18 protein-coding genes are annotated in these 20,275 nt (G+C 72.3%); 9 read left to right on the top strand and 9 right to left on the bottom strand.

Annotated features, from left to right (window positions below; translation table 11 throughout):
* Positions 1–3: 3 nt before the first annotated feature.
* On the top strand, positions 4–687 hold the full coding sequence (locus OO68_RS33080) for a nucleotidyl transferase AbiEii/AbiGii toxin family protein (RefSeq protein ID WP_033312898.1): 684 nt from the start codon (positions 4–6) through the stop codon (positions 685–687).
* A gap of 44 nt (positions 688–731) precedes the next feature.
* Entirely contained in the window at positions 732–1,235 is a 504-nt protein-coding gene (locus tag OO68_RS33075) for a MarR family winged helix-turn-helix transcriptional regulator (RefSeq protein ID WP_078625603.1), read from the top strand.
* Between the two features lie 7 nt (positions 1,236–1,242).
* On the opposite strand, the gene OO68_RS33070 is transcribed toward OO68_RS33075, so the two are convergent.
* Positions 1,243–2,421: an MFS transporter gene (locus OO68_RS33070; RefSeq protein ID WP_033312897.1), complete on the bottom strand. Its 1,179-nt coding sequence runs from the start codon at positions 2,419–2,421 to the stop codon at positions 1,243–1,245.
* An 85-nt stretch (positions 2,422–2,506) separates the two neighbouring features.
* Between OO68_RS33070 and OO68_RS33065 the strand changes: the two genes are divergently transcribed.
* The 3 genes from OO68_RS33065 to OO68_RS33055 all read left to right on the top strand — a co-directional run bounded on the left by OO68_RS33065 (position 2,507) and on the right by OO68_RS33055 (position 4,979).
* A complete protein-coding gene (locus OO68_RS33065; protein WP_033312896.1) occupies positions 2,507–3,517 on the top strand; it encodes an ArsR/SmtB family transcription factor in 1,011 nt (336 codons plus the stop codon).
* A gap of 3 nt (positions 3,518–3,520) precedes the next feature.
* Positions 3,521–4,024 carry a glutathione peroxidase gene (locus OO68_RS33060; protein WP_033312895.1) on the top strand — a complete coding sequence of 168 codons (504 nt, stop codon included), beginning with the start codon at positions 3,521–3,523 and terminating at the stop codon, positions 4,022–4,024.
* A gap of 70 nt (positions 4,025–4,094) precedes the next feature.
* On the top strand, positions 4,095–4,979 hold the full coding sequence (locus OO68_RS33055) for a MerR family transcriptional regulator (RefSeq protein WP_033312894.1): 885 nt from the start codon (positions 4,095–4,097) through the stop codon (positions 4,977–4,979).
* Between the two features lie 111 nt (positions 4,980–5,090).
* Here OO68_RS33055 and OO68_RS33050 read toward each other — a convergent pair whose 3' ends face one another.
* From OO68_RS33050 to OO68_RS33040, 3 genes are all read right to left on the bottom strand, one after another.
* Positions 5,091–5,282 carry a DUF397 domain-containing protein gene (locus OO68_RS33050; protein WP_033312893.1) on the bottom strand — a complete coding sequence of 64 codons (192 nt, stop codon included), beginning with the start codon at positions 5,280–5,282 and terminating at the stop codon, positions 5,091–5,093.
* Positions 5,283–5,479: 197 nt separating this feature from the next.
* Positions 5,480–6,337, bottom strand: coding sequence for a helix-turn-helix domain-containing protein (locus OO68_RS33045; protein ID WP_033312892.1), 858 nt, complete (start codon positions 6,335–6,337; stop codon positions 5,480–5,482).
* Between the two features lie 269 nt (positions 6,338–6,606).
* On the bottom strand, positions 6,607–7,362 hold the full coding sequence (locus tag OO68_RS33040) for a GOLPH3/VPS74 family protein (protein WP_033312891.1): 756 nt from the start codon (positions 7,360–7,362) through the stop codon (positions 6,607–6,609).
* A 235-nt stretch (positions 7,363–7,597) separates the two neighbouring features.
* On the opposite strand from OO68_RS33040, the gene OO68_RS33035 reads away from it, so the two are divergent.
* From OO68_RS33035 to OO68_RS33025, 3 genes are all read left to right on the top strand, one after another.
* Entirely contained in the window at positions 7,598–10,000 is a 2,403-nt protein-coding gene (locus OO68_RS33035; RefSeq protein ID WP_033312890.1) for a D-alanyl-D-alanine carboxypeptidase family protein, read from the top strand.
* Positions 10,001–10,132: 132 nt separating this feature from the next.
* Complete coding sequence (locus OO68_RS33030) at positions 10,133–11,998, top strand: DUF8823 domain-containing protein (protein ID WP_033312889.1); 1,866 nt, start codon at positions 10,133–10,135, stop codon at positions 11,996–11,998.
* 99 nt (positions 11,999–12,097) lie between these two features.
* Complete coding sequence (locus OO68_RS33025; protein WP_033312888.1) at positions 12,098–13,213, top strand: ADP-ribosylglycohydrolase family protein; 1,116 nt, start codon at positions 12,098–12,100, stop codon at positions 13,211–13,213.
* Positions 13,214–13,252: 39 nt separating this feature from the next.
* On the opposite strand, the gene OO68_RS33020 is transcribed toward OO68_RS33025, so the two are convergent.
* Both OO68_RS33020 and OO68_RS33015 read right to left on the bottom strand, forming a co-directional pair.
* Entirely contained in the window at positions 13,253–14,824 is a 1,572-nt protein-coding gene (locus OO68_RS33020; RefSeq protein ID WP_033312887.1) for a sodium:solute symporter family protein, read from the bottom strand.
* A 126-nt stretch (positions 14,825–14,950) separates the two neighbouring features.
* Positions 14,951–15,736, bottom strand: coding sequence for an SDR family oxidoreductase (locus OO68_RS33015; RefSeq protein ID WP_033312886.1), 786 nt, complete (start codon positions 15,734–15,736; stop codon positions 14,951–14,953).
* An 85-nt stretch (positions 15,737–15,821) separates the two neighbouring features.
* Between OO68_RS33015 and OO68_RS33010 the strand changes: the two genes are divergently transcribed.
* Positions 15,822–16,661, top strand: coding sequence for a hypothetical protein (locus OO68_RS33010; RefSeq protein WP_033312885.1), 840 nt, complete (start codon positions 15,822–15,824; stop codon positions 16,659–16,661).
* Between the two features lie 18 nt (positions 16,662–16,679).
* Here OO68_RS33010 and OO68_RS33005 read toward each other — a convergent pair whose 3' ends face one another.
* From OO68_RS33005 to OO68_RS48360, 3 genes are all read right to left on the bottom strand, one after another.
* On the bottom strand, positions 16,680–17,279 hold the full coding sequence (locus OO68_RS33005) for a hypothetical protein (protein ID WP_245237257.1): 600 nt from the start codon (positions 17,277–17,279) through the stop codon (positions 16,680–16,682).
* Between the two features lie 9 nt (positions 17,280–17,288).
* Entirely contained in the window at positions 17,289–17,714 is a 426-nt protein-coding gene (locus OO68_RS33000; RefSeq protein WP_033312884.1) for an ATP-binding protein, read from the bottom strand.
* Positions 17,715–17,787: 73 nt separating this feature from the next.
* The gene (locus OO68_RS48360; RefSeq protein WP_063739351.1) at positions 17,788–20,265 is read right to left on the bottom strand and encodes a tetratricopeptide repeat protein; all 2,478 of its coding nucleotides are present in this window, start codon (positions 20,263–20,265) and stop codon (positions 17,788–17,790) included.
* Between the last annotated feature and the right edge of the window lie 10 nt (positions 20,266–20,275).

The raw sequence follows: 20,275 nt of genomic DNA, 5'->3' as shown, positions 1-20,275 counted from the left end.
GACATGCCCGCCCCTCCCCCCGTCCCCGAGCCCGCCGGCCGGCTCCTCGGTGATCTGCTCGCGGTGGGTGAGGCCTACTCCCTCGTCCTCGCCGGCGGCTACGCCGTGCTGGCGCACGGGCTCCTGGAGCGGGTCGGGCCGGACGTGGACGCCGCCACGGAGCACCCGGCCGCGATGGAGACCATCGCCGACACCGTCCGTACCGGGCTGGTCGGGCGGGGCTGGCTCGTGCAGACCCTGGAGGCCGGGCCGCTGTCCGCGCAGTTCCTCGTCACCGACGCGGCGAGCGGCGTGGAGTGCGAGGTCGCCCTGCACAAGGAGGTGCTGTGGCGCCCGCCCGTGGAGACGGAGCTCGGCCCGGTGCTCTCCCTCGACGACCTCCTCGGCACCCGGGTGCGGGACCTGGCCGACCGCGGACTCGCGCGCGACCTGGTCGACGTGCACGCCGCCTCGGCCCGCTGGAGCCACCCCGAACTCGAAGAGCTCGGCCGCCGCCACGCCCCCGACACCTTCGACCTCACCGACCTCCAGGCCCGGCTGACCGGCACGGACTGGCTCGACGACAGGGCGTTCACCGTGGCCGGCCTCGACGCCCCGGCCGTCGCCGGGCTGCGCCGCTGGGCCCAGGAGTGGGCCGACGACATCGCCGAGCGCCTCATCGAGGGCGAGGCCCCGGACGACGAGTGACGCACCCCCCGGCACCGCGACAGACCGGTCGGTACCCTGACCCGATGGGGAACGGGGCAGCCGGACAGGTGGGGGTCGTCGCCGCGCTGGTGCGTGCGGCGTTCCTGGTCGACGGGGTGTACGCGGAGGCCAGCCGGGCGTACGGACTGACGCCGCACCAGGGGCAGTTGCTGTGTGTGCTGATGCCCCGGCCGTACGGCATGAGCGAACTCGGCGAGACGCTCGGGCTGGCGAAGTCGAGTCTGACCGGGCTGGTGGACCGGACCGTGCGGCGAGGGCTGGTACGGCGGGAGGCCGACCCGCGCGACGGACGGGCCGTACGGGTGGGGCTGACGGACCAAGGGGCCGCGCTCGCCGGAAAGTTCTACGCCGAGACCTGTCGGCGTATGGAGGCACTGCCGTCCGGGCTGAGCGGCACCGAGCGGGACCGGCTGGCCGTTCTGCTGTCGAGGGTCGTCGTGGACAACGAGGTCCCCGAGGTGTTCGTGGAGGCCCCGGCCGTCCCCGTTTCCGTCCCCGTTTCCGTCCTCGGCGACGCCCCCTCCTGAGAGCCCCTCAGCGGCTCACCGCCCTCGGCTCCTCCCGCTTCGCCGCGACCGTCAGCAGCAGCGTCACCCCCGCCGACGCCACGGCCATCGCCGCCATCGCCGCGGCCGGGGAGGTCAGTTGGGCCACCGACCCCGCGAGCGCCGCCGCCACCCCCTGCATCGTGAGCATCCCCGCCGAGTGCAGCCCGAGGGCATGCCCCGTGAGCCCGTCGGGGACAGAGGCCACCAGTCGCTCCTGCTGCACGAGTCCCGCGCCGAACCCCACGGAGGCCAGCGTGACCGCGGCCGCCGCGAGCGGAAGCGCCGGTTGCAGCGGGAACACCACGTACGGGACGGCCAGGAGCAGCAGGAGCGGAAAGCCCAGGCGGGAGCGCGGGCCCGGCGGGAGCACGCGGCCCACCAGCACGTCCCCGGCGAGCATGCCCAGCGCGGCGCAGGCGAAGAGGGTGCCGGCGGAGTCGGGGGCGTAGGAGACGAAGAGGGATTCACAGCCGACGACCAGGCCGTTGGGGATCCACAGGGCCAGATAGATCTGGCGGCGGGGCCGGGAGGACCACAGGAGCGCGTTGGCGCGCCAGGTCGCCGCCACCGAGGGGCGGCCCGTCGTACGGGGCGGACGGCGGGTCAGGCCGAGGCGGACGACGACGGCCGCCGTGCCGTACAGCCCGGCGGCGGCCAGCAGGGACAGCCGCGGGGACAGCAGAGTCACGAGGGCACCGCCCGCCGCGTAGCCGGCGATCTGCATGACGCCGCTCATCATGTTGAACACCGAGCGGCCGAGCAGATAGCCGTCCTTGGAGAGGATCTCGTTGAGCAGGCCCCAGCGCACTCCCCCGCCCACCGACTCCACCAGCCCCTTGGCGAGGACGATCGCGAAGAGCCAGCCGACGGGCAGGCCGGGCAGGGCCAGGGCGGCCGTGGCCGCGGCGAAGAGCAGCGGCAGGACCGTCAGCGCCGCGCGCGGGGGCAGCCGGTCGGCGGCGGAGAGCAGGAGGGTCGCGCCCAGCACCTGCACCAGCGACGAGCCGAACATGCTGACCGCCGACTGCAGTGGTGAGCCGGTGGCCCGGTAGACCAGGGTGCCCAGGGCCAGCCCGCCCATGGTCTGGGCGACCGTCTGCGCCGACGCGGCCAGGAAGAACGGGGTGAACTCGGGCGTGCGGAACAGTTCGCGGTAGCTGCGCATACGCGGAGTCTTCGAGGTCCCTGATCGCGTGGTTATTGTTTCGCGCAGACGCGAAACCTCGCGAGCCTCGCGAAGGGGGTGGCTCATGGGCTGGTGGCAGATCAGCGCCGACACCCTGGCCGGGAGCCGGTTCGTGATCTCGCCGTTCGCCGAGGTGTTCGCGAGTCTGCGGCTGCTGCACGCGGCCGACGCGGCGCATCCCGGCGAGCGGCGGTGGCTCGACGCCCATCTGCCGGCCTACCGGCGGCGGCTGGCCCGGGACCCGGTGACCGCGCAGCTGGTCCACGCCGGGATCGGGCAGGAGTGGACGGCGGACTTCCTCTCCCCCGCCCCGCGTGACGGGGAGCCCTTCGAGCAGGGGGTCGCGCGGGTGCGGACGGCCGATCCGGCGGCGGCCCGCGCCGACCTCACCGTCTCCCTGCGCGGCCCGGTCCCGGCGGTGCTGCACCGGGACGACCTCCCAGAGCGTGCCGCGGACCTGCTGACATACGTCTGGACCACGGCGGTGCGGCCGTACTGGCCGCACCGCCGGCACATCCTCGAAGCCGATGTGGTCGCACGGACCGCGCAGGTCAGCCGGGGCGGCTGGGCGAGCGCGCTGGACACGCTGCGGCCGGGGACGCAGTGGCTCGGGGAGAACCGGCTCCAGGTGAACGCGCAGGAGTACCCGCCGCGGGAGCTGTCCGGCGCCGAGCTGGTGTTCGTGCCGATCACCACGCAGCGCATCGGCTGGGTGGCCTGGGAGGGCTCGGACCGGTACGCGCTGGTCTACCCGTGCGCCGGGGCACTCGCCGACCCGGGCGGCAGGCCCGTGCCCGCGAGCCTCGGCGCACTGCTCGGCACGGCCCGGGCCGGTGTGCTGGTCCGGCTCGGCTCGCCGCTGAGCACCAGCCAGCTGGTCGCCGTGACCGGGCAGGGGCTCGGCTCGGTCGGGCGGCACCTGCGGGTGCTGCTGGACGCCGGTCTGGTTGAACGGCGGCGGGCGGGCCGGTCGGTGCTGTACTCGCGGACGGCGGCGGGGCACGTCCTGGTGGAGGCCACCGAGGCCCGGCCCCGGGCCGGCACCGGCCCGGAATCCGCCGGAGCTAGGGTCTGAGGCATGACGACTACCAACGGTTCCTCTCCCCTCGACGTCGAGATCGGTGCGCTGCAGGGCGGCCCGGCCGACCTGTCCCAGTACGCGGGCAAGGCGGTGCTCGTGGTGAACGTCGCCTCCAAGTGCGGCCTGACCCCGCAGTACACGGGCCTCGAGAAGCTCCACGAGCAGTACGCCGCGCGCGGCTTCTCCGTCCTCGGCGTGCCCTGCAACCAGTTCCTCGGGCAGGAGCCCGGCAGCGCCGACGAGATCGCCGAGTTCTGCTCGGCGACGTACGGCGTGACGTTCCCGATGACGGAGAAGGTCGACGTGAACGGCGAGGGCCGGCACCCGCTGTACGACCGCCTGACCGGTTTCGCGGACGCCGAGGGGCACAGCGGTGACATCCGCTGGAACTTCGAGAAGTTCCTCATCGGCCGCGACGGCCGGGTCGTGGCCCGCTTCTCCCCGCAGACCGAGCCGGACTCCGCGGAGGTCGTGGCGGCGATCGAGGCCGAGCTGGCCTGACGCCCTTCCGCTTGACCTTGCCCCTGGGGCAGGCCCGAGCGTCCTCGTCGTCGGGCGGAAGAGCCGCCCGATGACGGAGGATGCCGTGGTGGACGGACCGGAACGGAATCTGGAACTGCTCACCATCGGGGCGTTCGCCGCGCGCGCCCGCCTCTCGGCGAAGGCCCTGCGGCTGTACGACCGGCTCGGTCTGCTCGCGCCGGCGCATGTCGACGAGGCGACCGGCTACCGCTACTACCGTGCCGGCCAGGTGGAACAGGCCCGGCTCGTGGCCATGCTGCGGCAGCTCGACATGCCGCTCGCCCGGATCGCCGAGGTGGTCGCGGCCGGTGACGGGCCGCGGGCCGCCGATCTGCTCGGTACGTACTGGGCGGACGTCGAGGCGCGGGTGGCGGGGCAGCGGACGCTCGCCGAGTACCTCCGTGGACGGCTGTCGGGGAGGAGCTCCGAGATGTACGGGAAGTTCACGGTCGAAACGGTGGAGACACCCGCGCAGGCGGTGATCTGCGAGAAGCGGCACACGCTCGCGGACGAGCTGCCGGCGTGGATCGGGGCGGCGCTGGGCCGGCTGGAGGAGGCGGCCCGCGAGTGCGGAGGCGTGGCCGGGGTGCCCTACGTCGCCTACTACGCGGAGGTGTCGACGGAGAGCGACGGCCCCGCGGAGGCGTGTGTGCCGGTGGCCGACGAGGCGGCGGCCCGGGTCTGGGCCGAGCGGCGGGGGCGGGCGTGGGAGACGGCGGTACGGGTGGAGCCGGCCCGGCGGCTGGCGTACACCAGGATCACCAAGGCGCAGGTGGCGTACCCGCAGATCCTGGCCGCGTTCGAGGCGGTGGAGGAGTGGATGGCGGCGCAGGGGCTGACGCCGACCGGCCCCGGCCGGGAGCTCTACTTCGCGGACTGGGCGGCGACGGGACCGGAGGACCTGGTGTGTGACGTGGCGTTCCCGGTGAGCTGATCCCCCCGGGGCCTGCTCAGGCCCGTGGGCACCATGGAGCCCTCTCGGCTAGGACGGCGATGCTGGTCGAGAGGGCTCTGTCGGTGGTGCTCGTGGTGCGGTCTCGCTGGGTCAGGCCTTGACCGAGTCCACGAAGGCGTTCCACGCGGCGGCGGGAAACGCCAGCTTGGGGCCCTCGGGGATCTTGGTGTCCCCGAGCTCCAGGGCCTCGTCGACGGTCGACCTGACCATCACGCACGCGCCGTTGTTGTTGGTGTAGGAGGACGTCGTCCACGTTTCCGTGGCGCCCAGACGAATTGCCATGTTCGCTCCGTTGCGAGTTGCGTTTACGCCAACCCGTGCTGGTGGTTGGCGTGATCGACGCTACTCGCCAACATCCTCGTTCGGAGCAGTCATTCACTCGACTGGATGGCATATTCCAGGGGAGACTTCCAGTCAGGCGTGTCAGGGGTGTAGCATCCCGCGCTTTGCCCGATGGAAGGTCATCCTCCGGCGGCTGCTCAGCGCGCGTACTCCTTCGCCACGCGCTCGATGAGCTGCCGCGACTGGTCCACGTTCAGCGACTGGGCCCGCAGGTGCTCGTACATCACCGTGTACTTCTGCACGTCGAGCGGCTTCTCCAGGTACAGGTCGCTGGTGACGCCCTCGATGTAGACGACGCTGGAGTCGGCCGCGTCGGCGAACTCCAGGATCGAGTACTGGCCGTTGATGCCCGCGTGCGCCCCGACCTCGAACGGCAGGACCTGCACGGTGATGTGGGGCAGCTGCGACATCTCGATGAGGTGCTCCAGCTGCTCGCGCATCACCGGCCGGCTGCCGACGATCCGGTGCAGGGAGGCCTCGTCCAGGACCACCCACAGCCGCAGCGGTTCCGTCTCGGCGGTGATCCGGCCCTGCCGGCGCAGCCGGACCTCGACGCGCTTGTCGTTGTCCGCCTCCGACGCCTCGGGCGAACCGCCCCGGATGATGGCCTCGGCGTACGCACGGGTCTGCAACAGGCCGGTGATGATCTGGGGTTCGTAGACCCGGAGCGACTCGGCGTCCGTCTCCAGGCCGATGTAGACGCTGTAGGGGATGTCCCCGAAGGCGTGCCACCAGCCCTGCTGCCGGGAGTCCTTGGCCATCTGCATCAGCGAGTCGACGATCCGCTGGTCCTCGACCTCGTAGACCCCGCACAGGTCGCGCACGTCACGCTGGCTGATGCTGCGCCGCCCGTTCTCCAGACGGCTGATCTTCGACTGCGACACCAGCAGCCGCTCGGCCACCTCTTCGGCCGTCATGCCCTTGAGCTCACGGAGCCTGCGGAGCTCCTGGCCCAGCCGGCGCCGCCTGACGGTGGGATTGACATTGGACGCCACGGGACGTGCACCTCCGGCTGCGTGCCTCTACTTTGCGTATCTGCTGTTGTGCAGACTGCCACCAAGGTGCTTACTACCGCTGGGAAACGGTGGATATGCGACGGGTACACGCCAGTTCGGACACGACACGGCACGCCGAGCGGGGCGGAGAGAGTGTGCGCTCTCTCCACCCCGCTCGGACAGCGGCTCCCGTGACCGGGTCGTGGGTCCCGTGGTGCGTGTGCCGGTCGTAGGTCGTGCGGCGCCCGGGTCTTGCGGTGCGGCGCGGCTCAGTGGGCCACGGCGCGGGCCATGCTCCCGTGGCGCGGTTGCATCGGAACGCCGCGGGCGGGTTCCGGTGCGGGCCTGGCCGGGCCGGCCGCCTGACGGCCGGACGGTGCCGGGCTGCGGCGCGGCTGGGCCGCGACGCCGTTCTGGACGTCCATCACCGCGTGCGCGACGAGACCGCCCATGGGGTCGTGCCTGATCAGGTCCCTGAGCCGGGAGCGAGAGGAGCGTCCCTCGTTGCCCGGGTACAGGTGCTTGCCGAGGCCGACCGCGTGAGCGAGGGCCGCGAGGGCCGCGGTCCGCGGGTCCGGCGGTACGCCGGTGCGGATCGCGGAGTCCAGCCGGGCCCTGATCTCCCGGCTGATCTCGGTGTCCGTCGCCTGGTAGCGAGTCGTCGGCAGCACTCCGCACATCTGGCCGGCCACGGCATGCACCATGCCGCACCGCTCCAGATGCGAGAGGTAGGTCTGGCGCAGCCCCAGTCGCGGCCCGCCAATCCAGTTCACTGCCCGCACGGGAGCGCCACGCCTTCGCAGCAGCTCCAACGCGCAGTCCAACGTTGGATCTCCAGTCGGCCGTGGTGCCACCACGGCGATACGATCCCCGTCTGGGGCTATCCGTCCGGCCAGCGCCAGCTCTACTAGCTGTGCTCCGGCCAGACCGAGGTCGAGCGACTGCGGCTGTGCAGTGGTACCCGTGGCCGGGTCCAACGCCAGCAGCAGAAGCTCCTCCGGAAGTGTTCTGCGGCTCCTGCCCATCCATGCCTCCCCGCGTGGATGAAAGACAGGGTGACCCCTCTCACATTGGTCTGTCGAGGGTGCGTGACCGGTTCGTAGTGGAACCAGTAGGTATGTCGTTCTCGTCTACCGGATGGGTTTGGCCCGCACACAGGACACTGGTACATGGTTCGGACAGCGCCGGAGCGGTGTCACGGGCGGCGGTTCACGGTTCGGTACGCGCACGCGGGGCATGCGGCGCGAGGAGGAGGCATCGGTGGCGGGCGAGTCCCCCGACAGGTCGAAGCAGCGCGAGTCGTCGGCACGAGAGACGTCGGGGAGCGCGAGTCCGGTTCCGGAGGCCAGGAGCGAAGTCGCCGACCCGCGGCTCGCGGTGGCCCGGGACCCGGAGAGGTCCGCCGCGCGGGGCGGTTCCGACACGGCGACCCGCGTCCTGTCCACGCGGACGGCGGAGAAGACCGAGGACGAGGCCGAGCGGGCCGACGGCGACGGCGACTCGGACGCCGAGGACACGGCGGCTGACGCCGGGCAGGACGCTTCCGGCTCCCCCGAGGAGGCGAAGGGGTCCGAGGGCTCCGAGGAGTCCGAAGGCAGTGACGGGCGGCTGCGGGATGCCGTCGCCGCGTGGGTCGCGTCGGCGGACGAGGGCGATTCGGCTGCCGCCGAGGGCGCGGGGAAGGGCGAGAAGGCCGAGGAGGCTGAGAAGGCGGAGGAGGCCGACGCCGAGGACGACCGGGCCGACGAGCCCGCTGAGGCCGGCACGGACGCCGAGGACGCCCAGGAAGCCCCAGAGGCGGCGTCCGAGGGCTCCGGGGCGGGCCGGGGTGACGCCGGCGAGCCCGAGGCGGACCGTTCCGCCAACGCCGACGACGACACGGCCGAGGCGGAGGCTGAGGCTGAGGCCGAGGCGGAGGCCGAGGCGGACGAGCGGACCGACGACGAGGACTCCGCGCCCTCGGAGCCCGGTGCCGACAACGACGTCAAGAGCCCGAAGGCCACGGACGCCGCGGCCGCCACCGACGCCGAGGACGACGTCACCGGCGCGTCGGGCGACGACGCCGACGACACCGACGACACCCCCGCCGAACCCCCCGTCGACCAGCCCACCGCCGTCTTCAAGGCCGTACGGCCTCCGGTCGATCAGCCCACCACCATGCTGAAGCTCGGGGGCGCGGCCAGGGACCTCCCGAAGTCGGACCTCCCGAAGACGGACGCGCCGAAGAAGGACGTCCCGGAGAAGGACGCCGAGCGGACCAGCAAGTTCGTCGCGCTCAAGCCCCTGGACGACCCGGCGACGAAGAAGCCCGTCGCCCCGGCCGAAGCCACCGCGCCCGTCCCCACCGTCGGCCCCGAGCGCACCACGCAGCAGCCGCTGCCGCCCAAGCCGCCGCTGGATCTGCTGGCCGAGCTGACGAACACCCCGCCGCCCCCGGAGACCCCGCTGCGGACGGCGGCCCGGCGGGTGAAGATCTGGACGCCGCTGGTGCTGCTGCTGGTGGTCGTCTTCGCGGTCGTGCAGAGCGTGCGCCCGCTGCCCTCACCCACCCTGGAGCTCACCGCCGAGGACCGCTACACCTTCGAGGGCGGCAAGGTCGACATCCCCTGGCCCACCAAGGGCCAGGCCGCGCTGGACGTCCAGGGCATCGGCACGTTCGGCTCCTCAGGCGAGCAGAAGCCCGTCCCGATCGCGAGCGTCGCCAAGGTCATGACCGCCTACGTCATCCTGCGCGATCACCCGCTCAAGAGCGGCGCGGACGGCCCGAAGATCCTGATCGACCAGGCCGCCCAGGACCAGTCCGACGCCGGCCAGGAGTCCACCGTCGACGTCACGAAGGACGACAGGATCACCGAGCGGGAGGCCCTGGAGAGCATCCTGATCGCGTCCGCGAACAACGTGGCGCGCCTGCTCGCCCGCTGGGACGCGGGGTCCGAGAAGGCGTTCGTGCAGAAGATGAACGACGCCGCCGCAGACCTCGGCATGAAGAACACGACGTACACCGACCCGTCGGGCCTGAACAACACGACCGTCTCCACGGCCGTCGACCAGGTGAAGCTCGCCAAGGCCGCCATGCAGCAGCCGGTGTTCCGCGAGGTCGCGGCGATGATGTCGTACGTCGACTACAAGGGGAAGAAGCACGACAACTGGAACCGCCTGGTCGGTTACAACGACGTCACCGGCATCAAGACCGGCACCACCACGTCGGCGCTCGGCAACCTCGTCTTCGCGGCCAAGAAGGACGTGAACGGCGAGACCCGCCGGATCATCGGCGCGGTCGTGCGCCAGCCCGCGGGCGGGCCGGACAACACCATCCTCGGCGCCGCGCTCCACGAGGGCGACAAGCTGATCCGGGCCGCGCAGGGCGCGCTGGAGTCGGCGACGATCCTGAAGAAGGGCGACGTCGTCGGGTACGCCGACGACGGTCTCGGCGGCCGTACACCGGTCGCCGTCACCAAGGACGTCACGGCCGTCGGCTGGGCGGGCCTGTCCGTCAAGCTGACGTTCGCCGCGGACGACCTGCCGCACACGGCGAAGGCCGGTACGAAGGTGGGCACGCTCACCGTCGGTGACGGCACCACCAGCGCCGTGAAGGTCCCGGTGGCCCTCCAGAAGGACCTGGTGGAGCCGGACTTCGCGGCCAAGCTCACACGTCTCGGCTGACCCGGGGCGCCACCCGCACCACCGCACTCCGCCGGTGACGGCCCGTCCGGGCGCCGCCCGGCGGGGTGCGTGCTAGCGTCCCGAACCGGGACAGACCGAGAACAGAAGACGGGACACGGGGAGTGCCTTCGAGTGGCCACTGCGGAGCCGACACGCGCAGACGACACCGAACCGGGCTCGGTATCAGGCCCGCGAATACGCCTGCCCGAAACACCGGAAGACAGCGCGCCCGGGAGCAACGCGCCTGAGGGCGGCGGCCCGCGGTTCGAGTGGCCCGCTCCGGTACTGGCGCTGCGTGAGCGGATGCTGCGGCACCCCGTCCTGTCCGTCACCGGCCTCGCCGCGGCGCTGCACATCCTCTGGTTCTTCACGTTCGCGAACAGCGGCGGCGACCTGGCCGCGCAGGACGCGTGGGCCGAGTTCGTCGGCCGGCACCCGGACTCGGCGTACAACCTCGCCTGGTACGGCGGGATGCACCCGGTGTCGTACAGCATGGTGTCGCCGTATCTGATGTCGCTGCTGGGTGTGCGGACGACGATGATGATCGCGGGCACGGTCTCGGCCGGTCTGCTCACCCTGCTCCTCCTGCGCAGCCGCTCCGTCCTCAACCCGCTGTGGGCGTCGCTGGCCGGTGTGTTCGGGCTGTTCTGCAACGCGGTGTCCGGGCGCGTGACGTTCGGTCTCGGCATGATGTTCGCGCTCGGCGCGGTCGCCGTCGTGTTCTGCTGGCCGTACCGGTGGCGCTACAAGCGCTGGGCGAAGGCCCTGAGCGCGGCGCCGCTGGCCGCGCTGGCCACCATGTCGTCGCCGGTCGCGGGCCTGTTCGTGGGCCTGGTGGCGGTGGCGCTGTTCCTGCAAAAGCGGCGGCCGGGCGCGTGGGCGCTGGGTCTTGCGCCGACCGCGGTGGTGGCGGTGTCGGCGTGGCTGTTCCCGTTCTCGGGCACACAGCCGATGATGATCGGCTCGGTGCTGCTGCCGCTCGCGTTCTCGGTCCTCGCCTACGTGCTGGTCCCGCGGGAGTGGAAGACGGTCCGGCTCACGGCCGCGGTGTACGGCCTGGGGGTCGTGCTGGTGTGGCTGATCAGCTCCCAGATCGGGTCGAACATCACCCGGCTGGCGATGCTGTTCGCCGGGGTCGCGCTGGTCGCCGCGCTGCCCTTCACGGTGCCGCGCAGCCGCAAGTGGTACGCGGCCGTCGTGGCGCTGTGCGGTTTCGGCGTGTGGATCGGCTTCAAGACGGTCGACGACATCGTGCACACGGCCCCGGCGGCGTCCTGGTCGCGTGAGCTCGCGCCGCTCGTCAACGAGCTTCAGGAGGTCGGCGCCGAGAAGGGCCGGGTCGAGGTCGTCCCGGCCCGCTCCCACCGTGAGGCCTCCGCGCTCGCCCCGTACGTCAACCTGGCCCGCGGCTGGAACCGCCAGGCCGACATGGAGCGCAACCCCCTCTTCTACGACGACACCCTCAACTCGGCGAACTACCACGAGTGGCTGAAGCGCTGGGCGGTGCACTACGTCGTGCTGCCGAAGGGCGAGCCGGACGGCGACGGGGGCCAGCGGGAGCGGGCGCTGGTGCGGCGCGGGCTGCCGTACCTGACGCAGATCTGGGGCGACGCCACCTGGCAGCTGTTCAAGGTGAGCGCCCCGACCCCGCTGGCCGAGCCGAACACGGTGGTCGACCGGGCCGAGCAGGGCGAGATGGTCCTCCAGGTGAAGAAGGCGGGGCGCATCCTGGTCCGCATCCCGTACTCGCCGTGGCTGAGCATCGTCGACGCGGAGGGCAAGAGCCTGAAGCCGCCGCAGGAGACGGAGGAGTCCAGGAACCGTCCCGAGGGCGAGCCGAAGACGTACGTGAACGTCAACGGCTGCCTCGCGGAGACGGAGGAGGACGCGCAGGGCGACAAGTGGACGGAGCTGCTGGCCCCGAAGGCCGGCACGTACCGTCTGGCGGCGCCGTACCAGCTCCCGCGGGGGACGCCGTGCCCGGAGGAGCTGCGCTGATCCGGTGGGCCCGGCCCGCATCACCCCTCTGAACACCTTTCCCGTTCGATTACAGTGCTGAGCTGTCGTACGTATGGACGGTGCCCCGGGGAGGTCTAGGTGGGTGCGACTGCCGGCGCCGTCTGGGGCCGTACAGAGCAGCAGGACTTCCGCAGCCGGGTGCGCGGGACCCTGCTCGGCGTGGCCGTGGGAGACGCACTGGGGACGCCGGTCGACGGGCTCACCATCGACGGGATACGGGAGGCGCACGGGGCGGAGGGCCTGGTGGACCTGGCCCCCGCCTTCGGCAGACGCGGCGCCGTCACGCACCTCACCCAGCTCACCCTGTTCTCCGTCGACGGGCTGATACGGGCCCAGGTCAGGCGGGACACCGGCGCCTGGCACCCGCCGACCGACCTGCACCGGGCGTATCTGCGCTGGGCCGCCACCCAGCGTGACTGGGGGCCCGACGAACGCCGCAAGGAGGACGGGTGGCTGGCGCGGGAGGAGTGGCTGTACGCGCGGCGGGAGCCCAGCCGCGCGCTGCTGCTCGGGCTCGGCGACGAGACCATGGGGACGCCGGAGGCGCCCAAGAACCCCGGTGAGGCCGGGCCCGAGGCCGCCGCCCGGTCGGCCCCCTTCGGGCTGCTGGTGGGCTGGGAGCCGCAGCTGGTCGCCCAGCTCGCCGTCGAGTGCGCGGCGCAGACCCACGGCCATCCCACGGCGGCCCTGGCGGCGGGCGCGTACGCCGTGGTCGTGCATGCGCTGGCGCTGGGCGAGAGCCTCGATGCGGCCGTGCAGCGGACCCTCGGGCTGCTGGCCGCCCGGCCGGGGCACCAGCCGGTGTCGGACGCGTTGCAGCATGCGCTGGGTGCCGTGCGGCAGGGCATGCCGGGCCCGGAGCGGGTGGCCGAGCTGAGCGGGGCGGGTACGGCGGAGGGGCTGGTCGCCGCGGCCGTGTACTGCGCGCTGGTCGCGGCCGACGTCCGGCACGGGCTGTGTCTCGCCGTGAACCACGACGGCCCGTCCGCCGCCACCGGCGCGCTGACCGGCGGGCTGCTCGGCGCGCTGCACGGGGAGACCGCACTGCCGCCGGCCTGGCTGGCCGAGCTGGAGGGCCGCCCGACCATCCTGGAACTGGCCGACGACTTCGCCATGGAGATGACCCAGGGCCCGGCCCTGCACGGCCCGGCCGGCTCGTCCCCCGGCTGGCTCGCCCGCTACCCGAGGGCCTGAACCGGCCTCACACGACCCGAGCCGGGCGGCGTCGGCGGGTCACTCCCTGCCGGTCGTCCGGACCACCTCGTCCGCCGGTCCGGCCGGAGCCGGGATCGTGGCCGCCGCCGTGCCGTCGTCGTCCGTGTTGATGCGCTCGATGATCGCCAGCCGTTCCGGGGTGTCCTCCGGGCGGATGTAGCCGACGAGGATGTACAGGACCAGCGAGACCGCCAGCGGGATCGAGACCTGGTACTGGAGCGGCACGCCGCCCTCGACGTTCCAGCTGATCGGGTAGTTCACCAGCCAGAACGCGAGCAGACCCATCGACCAGCTGACGAGGGCCGCCGTCGGGCCGGAGCGGCGGAACGCCCGCAGCAGGCCCAGCATCATCGGGATCGCCATCGGGCCCATCAGACCGGCCACCCACTTGATGACGACCGTGATGATGTCCTTGAAGGCGGGGGAGTTGACCTGCGTCGCCGCCGCCATGGACAGGCCGAGGAAGACGACCGTCGCGATGCGGGCGACCCGCAGGCCCTGGCTCTGGTTCCAGGCCCGGGCCCGTGCCCAGATCACCGGCGCGCAGTCCCGGGTGAAGACGGCGGCGATGGCGTTGGCGTCCGAGGAGCACATGGCCATGGTGTGGGAGAAGAAGCCGACGATGACCAGGCCCAGCAGGCCGTGCGGCAGGAGCTGTTCGGTCATCAGGGCGTAGGAGTCCGAGCCGTCCGGCTTCTGCGACTCGACCAGCAGCGGTGACATCCACATGGGGAAGAACAGCACCAGCGGCCAGATCAGCCAGAGGATCGCCGAGAGGCGGGCCGACCGCTCGGCCTCCTTGGCGTTCGGCGTGGCCATGTAGCGCTGGGCCTGGTTGAGCATGCCGCCGTTGTACTCGAAGAGCTTGATGAAGAGGAACGCCAGCAGGAACACCGTGCCGTACTCGCCGACCAGGGGCTTCTCGTGGCCCTGGAGTTCGGGCGAGTCCCAGACGCCGAAGAAGCCGCCGTGATCGTCGAGGCGTACGAACACCGCCACGAACATCGCGATGCCGGCCAGCAACTGGATGACGAACTGGCCGAGTTCGGTCAGCGCGTCCGCCCAGAGCCCGCCGATGGTGCAGTAGACGGCGGTGATGGTGCCGGTGATGAGGATGCCCTGATTGAGGGAGATGCCCGTGAAGACGGACAGCAGCGTCGCGATCGCCGCCCACTTCGCGCCCACGTCCACGATCTTCAGCAGCATGCCCGACCAGGCCAGCGCCTGCTGCGTCTTGAGGTCGTAGCGGTTCTTCAGGTACTCCAGCGGGGAGGCCACGTGGAGCCGGGAGCGCAGCCGGTTGATGCGCGGGGCGAACAGCTTCGACCCGATGGCGATGCCCAGGGCGATGGGGAAGGACCAGGTGACGAAGGACGTGACGCCGTAGGTGTAGGCGATGCCCGCGTACCCGGTGAACATCACCGCGCTGTAGCCCGACATGTGGTGCGAGATGCCGGACAGCCACCACGGCATCTTGCCGCCGGCGGTGAAGAAGTCGCTGACGTTGTCGACGCGTTTGTGCGACCAGACGCCGATCGCGACCATCACGGCGAAGTAGCCGATGAGCACGGCCCAGTCGAGACCGTTCATGTGCGCCCTCCCAGGGATCAGCCCGGCGCTCATCGTGGGCGCTGCCGCGTGAACACGACAAGTGATCGTCAGGTCAAAGGGAGGTAAAGAAGTTCTGTGTGATGGTCGCCGTTCATCCACATGAACTCAACGCATCAGCTCCCCCGCGTTGACCAGCAACGACTGTCCTGTGATCGCCCGTGCCCTGTCCGACGCCAGGAACGCCACCGCGTCGGCCACATCCGTGTCCGTGGCCAGATCCGGCAGCGCCATCCGCTCAGTCAGCCGCTCCAGGACGACCGCCTCCGGCACCCCCTCCGACTGCGCCGCGAACTGCACGTACGCCTGCACCGGCGGCCCCCACATCCAGCCGGGCAGCACGGTGTTGACCCTGATCCGGTGGGGTCCCAGCTCCCGCGCGAGCGAGTACATCGCACTCGTCAGCGCCCCCTTCGACGCCGCGTACGCCGCCTGCCGCACCTGCGAGGGGGCCGCCACCGCGGACTGCGTCCCGACGAACACCACGGATCCGCCGCCCTGTTTGAGCGACGGCAAACAGGCCCGGGTCATCCGCAGCGTGCCCAGCAGGTTCACGTCGAGCACTGACCGCCAGGACTCGAAGTCGGCGTCCTCCAGCCCGCCGAAGTAACTGTCCAGCGCGGCCACATGCACGACGGCGTCGATCCCGCCGAACCGCTCCCGCGCCAGCCGGGCCAGCGCCTCGCACTGCGCCTCGTCGCGTATGTCCGTGACCCGGTACGCGGTACACACCCCGCCGGGATCGACCTCGGCGGCCGTCTTCGCCAGGCTCGCCTCCGTGCGGGCCCCGAGCACGGCCCGCCCGCCGTCCCGCACGACGGCCGCCGCGACCTGCCGTCCGAGCCCGGCCCCGACCCCCGACACGACGACCGTCTTCCCCGCGAGCAGTGACATGGCAGGACCTCCCCGGAGCGGAACCCTGGCGCTACATCTGACGGAGCGTCAGAGTATGGGTCAGCCACCGACGAAGGGGAAGAGCATGAGCGAGGACACCCGCAGCGAGCTGTACGCCGAACTGGCCGCCGTCGGCCCCTACGGCACCCACCCCGGGCACGCCCTCATCACCATGGTCGAGCCGCATCCCGGCCATGAGTACGCGTACAACCGCTGGTACGAGGACGACCACTACTACGCCGGCGCGATGGCCATGCCCTGGATGCAGGCGGGCCGCCGCTGGGTGGCGACCCGCGACCTCCAACTCCTGCGCTACCCCGAGAAGTCGGCGATCGCCCAGCCCGTCACCGCCGGCTGCTACCTCTCCACGTACTGGATCACCGCCGGCCGCTACGACGACCACATGCGCTGGACCGTCGCCGTCAACAAGCGCCTCAACCGGGACGCCCGCGTCTACCACGACCGCACGCACGTCCTCACGGCGTTCCAGAACCACGAGGCGACGGTGTACCGCGACGGAGCGGCCGGCCCGCGGGACGTCCACGCCCTCGACCACCCCTACGCGGGCCTGGTCCTCCAGGTCGTCGAGGCGGACACCCCCGAGCAGCGCGCCCCGCTCCTGGAGTGGCTGCGCACCCGCCACCTCCCCAAGCGCCTGGCGGGCTCTCCGGCAGCCCTGGTGACGGTCTTCAGCCCGACGCCCCTCCCGGGCGACCGCATGACCTACGTGAAACAGGTCGAGGGCGTCGACACCCGCCTGACGCTCCTGTGGTTCCTCCAGACCGACCCGGGGGAGTGCTGGGAGCCGTACTTCACCGGCCTCGACGCGGCGGTGGCGGAATCGGGGCTGGGCAGGGTGGAGCTGGTGGCGCCGTTCGTCCCGACGGTGCCGGGGACGGACATGTACGTGGACCGGCTGCGCTGAGCGCTTCCGGCGTCTCCGTCACGGGGTGCGGTCCGGCTCCTCGAAGTCGTGGAGCAGGGCGTCGGCGACCTCGGAGGAGGACCGCAACCGCACCCCGGCCTCCCCGGCCACCCCCAGGTCACGCCGCATCGCGTCCCTCATGTCCGCCACGAGGGACCAGATGCCGTGCTGCGCCACCGCCGCTGCGTGCAGGTCCTCACCGGGCCGCGGGTTTCCCTGCTCCAGGCGCTTGACGTGCCCGTAGACCTTGTTCAGGGCCCGGTTCACCTCCTGCGCGGGGGCGATCACGCCGTCGGGCGCGATCATCAGCGCCTCGGACCAGCGGTCGCGGTACGCGCCCTTCGCGGATTCCAGCGCCTGGACGTCCTCGTCACCGGGCGTGCGGTCGCGCATGACGTACAGATGCCGGCTGAGCGCCGTGCAGAACTGCCGTGCGTCGCGGTGCAGCTCCGAGTAGCACCGGCGCCGCAGCTCACGGCTCTCGCGCGCTTCCTGGAGCGCCTGCGCCATCTCCAGCTCACGCCGCTTGGCCTTCTCGGCCCCGCGCTGGGTGAGCAGAGCACCTCCCAGCGTCCCCGCCACACCGGCCACGGCAATCAAGACCGCCCCCACGTCCATCGGATCACCCTAGACCCCGCGGCCGGGCAAGTCCGGTTTCTCCAGAGCCAGTTCCGCCCACACCGTCTTGCCGTGGGCAGCCGCCTCCAGCACGCCCCAGCGGTGGGCGTACGCCAAGACGATCCGCAGCCCGCGGCCGGTCTCCGCGTCGTCCGCGGCCGGTTCCGGGAGCCGTGGGATCCGGTCACCTCGGGCGTCGGTGAGCTCGATACGCAGCGTGCGGTCGGCGCGCAGCCGCAGCGCCAGCCGGAAATCCCTGCCCTGGACGCGTCCGTGCAGCACCGCGTTCGACGCCAGCTCCGCCACCACCTGCGCGGCGGCGTCGTACGCCTCACCCCACTCGTCGAGCTGGCGTTCGGCGAGCAGGCGAGCCAGTCGGGCACCCCTGCGAGTGGCGGACAGCTGGATCGCGAAGTGGTGTACGGGGGTGCTGATTTCAGTGACTCCAAGAACAAGGACGGCGCCCGGCTGGCGTTCACCGGCGGTGCCTGGTCCGAGTTCGTGGAGTTCACGGCAGGACGCTGACGTCCGCGAACCTTTCCAGTGCCTCGGGATCCAGGTCCCGGACGCGTGCCACGTCCGCCCTGGCCTGCTCCGGGCATCCCATGACCGCGTGCAGCACGGCCCGGCGGCACAGGGCCCAGACGTAGCCCGGGCGCATCTCCACCGCCCGGTTCAGGTCCGCCAGAGCCTCCGTGTGGCGGCCCAGTCGGGCCAGGGACTCGCCGCGGCTCGCGTAGGCCGACGTGTACGTGGGGTCCAGGGCCAGCGCGATGTCCAGGTCGGCGACCGCCTCCTCGTCGCGGCCCGCGGCGCGCAGCGCGTCGCCCCGTTCGCAGCGGGCCCAGGGCCAGTCGGGGCTCAGGGCCAGCGCCCGGCCGAGGTCGGCCAGTTGGCGGTGGGAGTCGCCCCGGGCACGCCAGACCCGGGCGCGGCGGGCGAGCGCCCAGGCGTAGTCCGGGTCGAGGTCCAGCGCCCGCTCCAGGTCGGCCAGGGCAGCGTCCGGTTCTCCGGCGCGCTCGTGCGTGGCGCCCCGGGAGGCCCAGGCGAACCCGAGCGCGGGGTCGAGGCGGATCGCCTCGGTGAGGTCCCGGACCGCCTCGGCGTCCCGTCCGGCGATCCGGTGGTGTTCGCCGCGCAGCGCGACGTACCAGGCGTTGTCCGGTTCCAGTGCGACGGCCCGGTCCAGGTCGGCGATCGCCCCGTCGTGGTCGCCCAGGTCACCCCGGATCCCGGACCGGTGCCGGTAGGCGGCGGCCAGTGCGGGATCGAGCTCGACGGCCCGGTCGTACTCGGTGAGGGCCTGCGCGTACGCGCCCTCGCCGCGCAGTTCGTCGCCCCGCACGAGGCGGGCCCGGGCCTGGGCCGGAGCGTCGAGCACGGCACGGCGCAGGAGCAGGCCCAGCTCGGCACCGACGCCCTCCGTGTCGAGGGCCGTCGTCAGCTCGCTGCCCCACCGGGACACCGGCTTCGCGTCCGCGTCCGCTCCGGCGTCCACCAGCATGCGGGCCCACCGCCCGGCCACGCCCGCCTCGCATGCGGACGAAGTCCCGCAACGCCTGCGGCAGCGCGTCCCGGTCCCCCGCGCACAGCGAGTGGTACGTCTCCTCCAGCCGCAGCTCCCGCCACGCCTCGTCCGCCCACAGCTCCCCGATGCCGCGGCCGCCCCGGCCTCTTCGCGCCAGGCTCCGAACGACCCGGCCAGGCGGCACTGCCGCTGTGCCCACTCCCGGGGCGACCTGTGGCGCTCCGCGCGCAGCATCGGCGCCCGTACGACGTCGTGGTAGTGGAGTCGTCCCCCGCCGCGCTCGCCGACGAACGGCATGTCCCGCAACCAGGCGTAGAGGGGCTCCCGTTCCTCCTGCGGGCAGTCGGCCGCCGCCCGGAACACGTCGCCGTCCAGCCATCTCGGCAGCGCGCAGGCCAGGGCGGCGGCCCGTCGGGCCGGGTTCTCCTCCCACTTGAGGAAGCGGTCCACGGCCGTCGCGCTCGGGTCGCCCACGTCGTCCGGGTCGGTGGGGCGGGACTCGGCGAGGGTGGAGACGAGGACGGGGAGGCCGCCGGTGAGGCGCAGCACCTCCGCGACGACCGGTTCGGCGGTCACGCCCCTGGCGGCCAGCAGGGCACGTGCCTCCGTCTCCGTGGAGGGGGCGAGCGGGAGTTCCGTCACGAAGTCCGCCAGCCCGCCCCAGCGGGCCGCGTCCAGGGGCGTCCGGCCGGCCGTGGCCACGACCGTGGTGGCGGGCAGGGGGCCGTGGCGCTCCGTCGTCATCGTCTCGTGCAGCCACGGGTCCAGATACGGGCCCGTCCGCTCGTACGTGTCCAGGAACAGGGCGATCCAGGGAGCGGCCGTGTCCGCGAGCTCGCGCAGGAGGACCGGGGTGAGCACCTGCTCGGGAGCAAGGACCAGCTGGAGGTCCTCGTGGTTGCGGAAGCGGTCGATGAGACTCGCGCGCAACCGGTCGGCTACGTGGGCGAGTTGCTCCGCGTCCAGCATGCCCGCCAGCGGGCCGACCACGGGCACCATCCCGGCGGCGACGACCCCGGCCCGTGCGACGATCCTCCCGCCCGCGGACGGTCCGGCCTCCTCCGGCGGAGTGTCCAGAACGGCCAGCGCGGCCAGTTCGGCCTCGTGCCGGCGTTCGCGGTGGGCGGCGAGCAGCCGGTCCAGTTCCTTCAACCGCCGCCCCTGGGCGGCGAACTGGCGACTGATCTCCGCCATCATTTCCGGCACGCTGCCCGCGCTGTCGTCGATGTACGCCGTCACAGCGCCCTGTTCGCGGGCCATCTGCTCGAACTCCCGCAGCAGGAAGGTCTTTCCGACACCGGCGTTGCCCTCCACATGGAAGCGGAAGCGGTGGCGTTCGTCGTGCAGGGCGGTGTCGAAGTTCGCCCGGAACAGGGCCCGTTCGGCGCCCCTGCCGACGAATCCGGCCCGGGTGCGCTGCCGGATCAGCTCCTGCATCGACGGTCGCGCCTGGGCCATCGTGACGTCC

Source organism: Streptomyces iakyrus (assembly GCF_000717055.1).
Taxonomy (GTDB): Bacteria; Actinomycetota; Actinomycetes; order Streptomycetales; family Streptomycetaceae; genus Streptomyces; species Streptomyces iakyrus.
The sequence above is the reverse complement of the archived record's forward strand: the minus strand, read 5'-3'. Positions and strand labels throughout refer to the sequence as shown.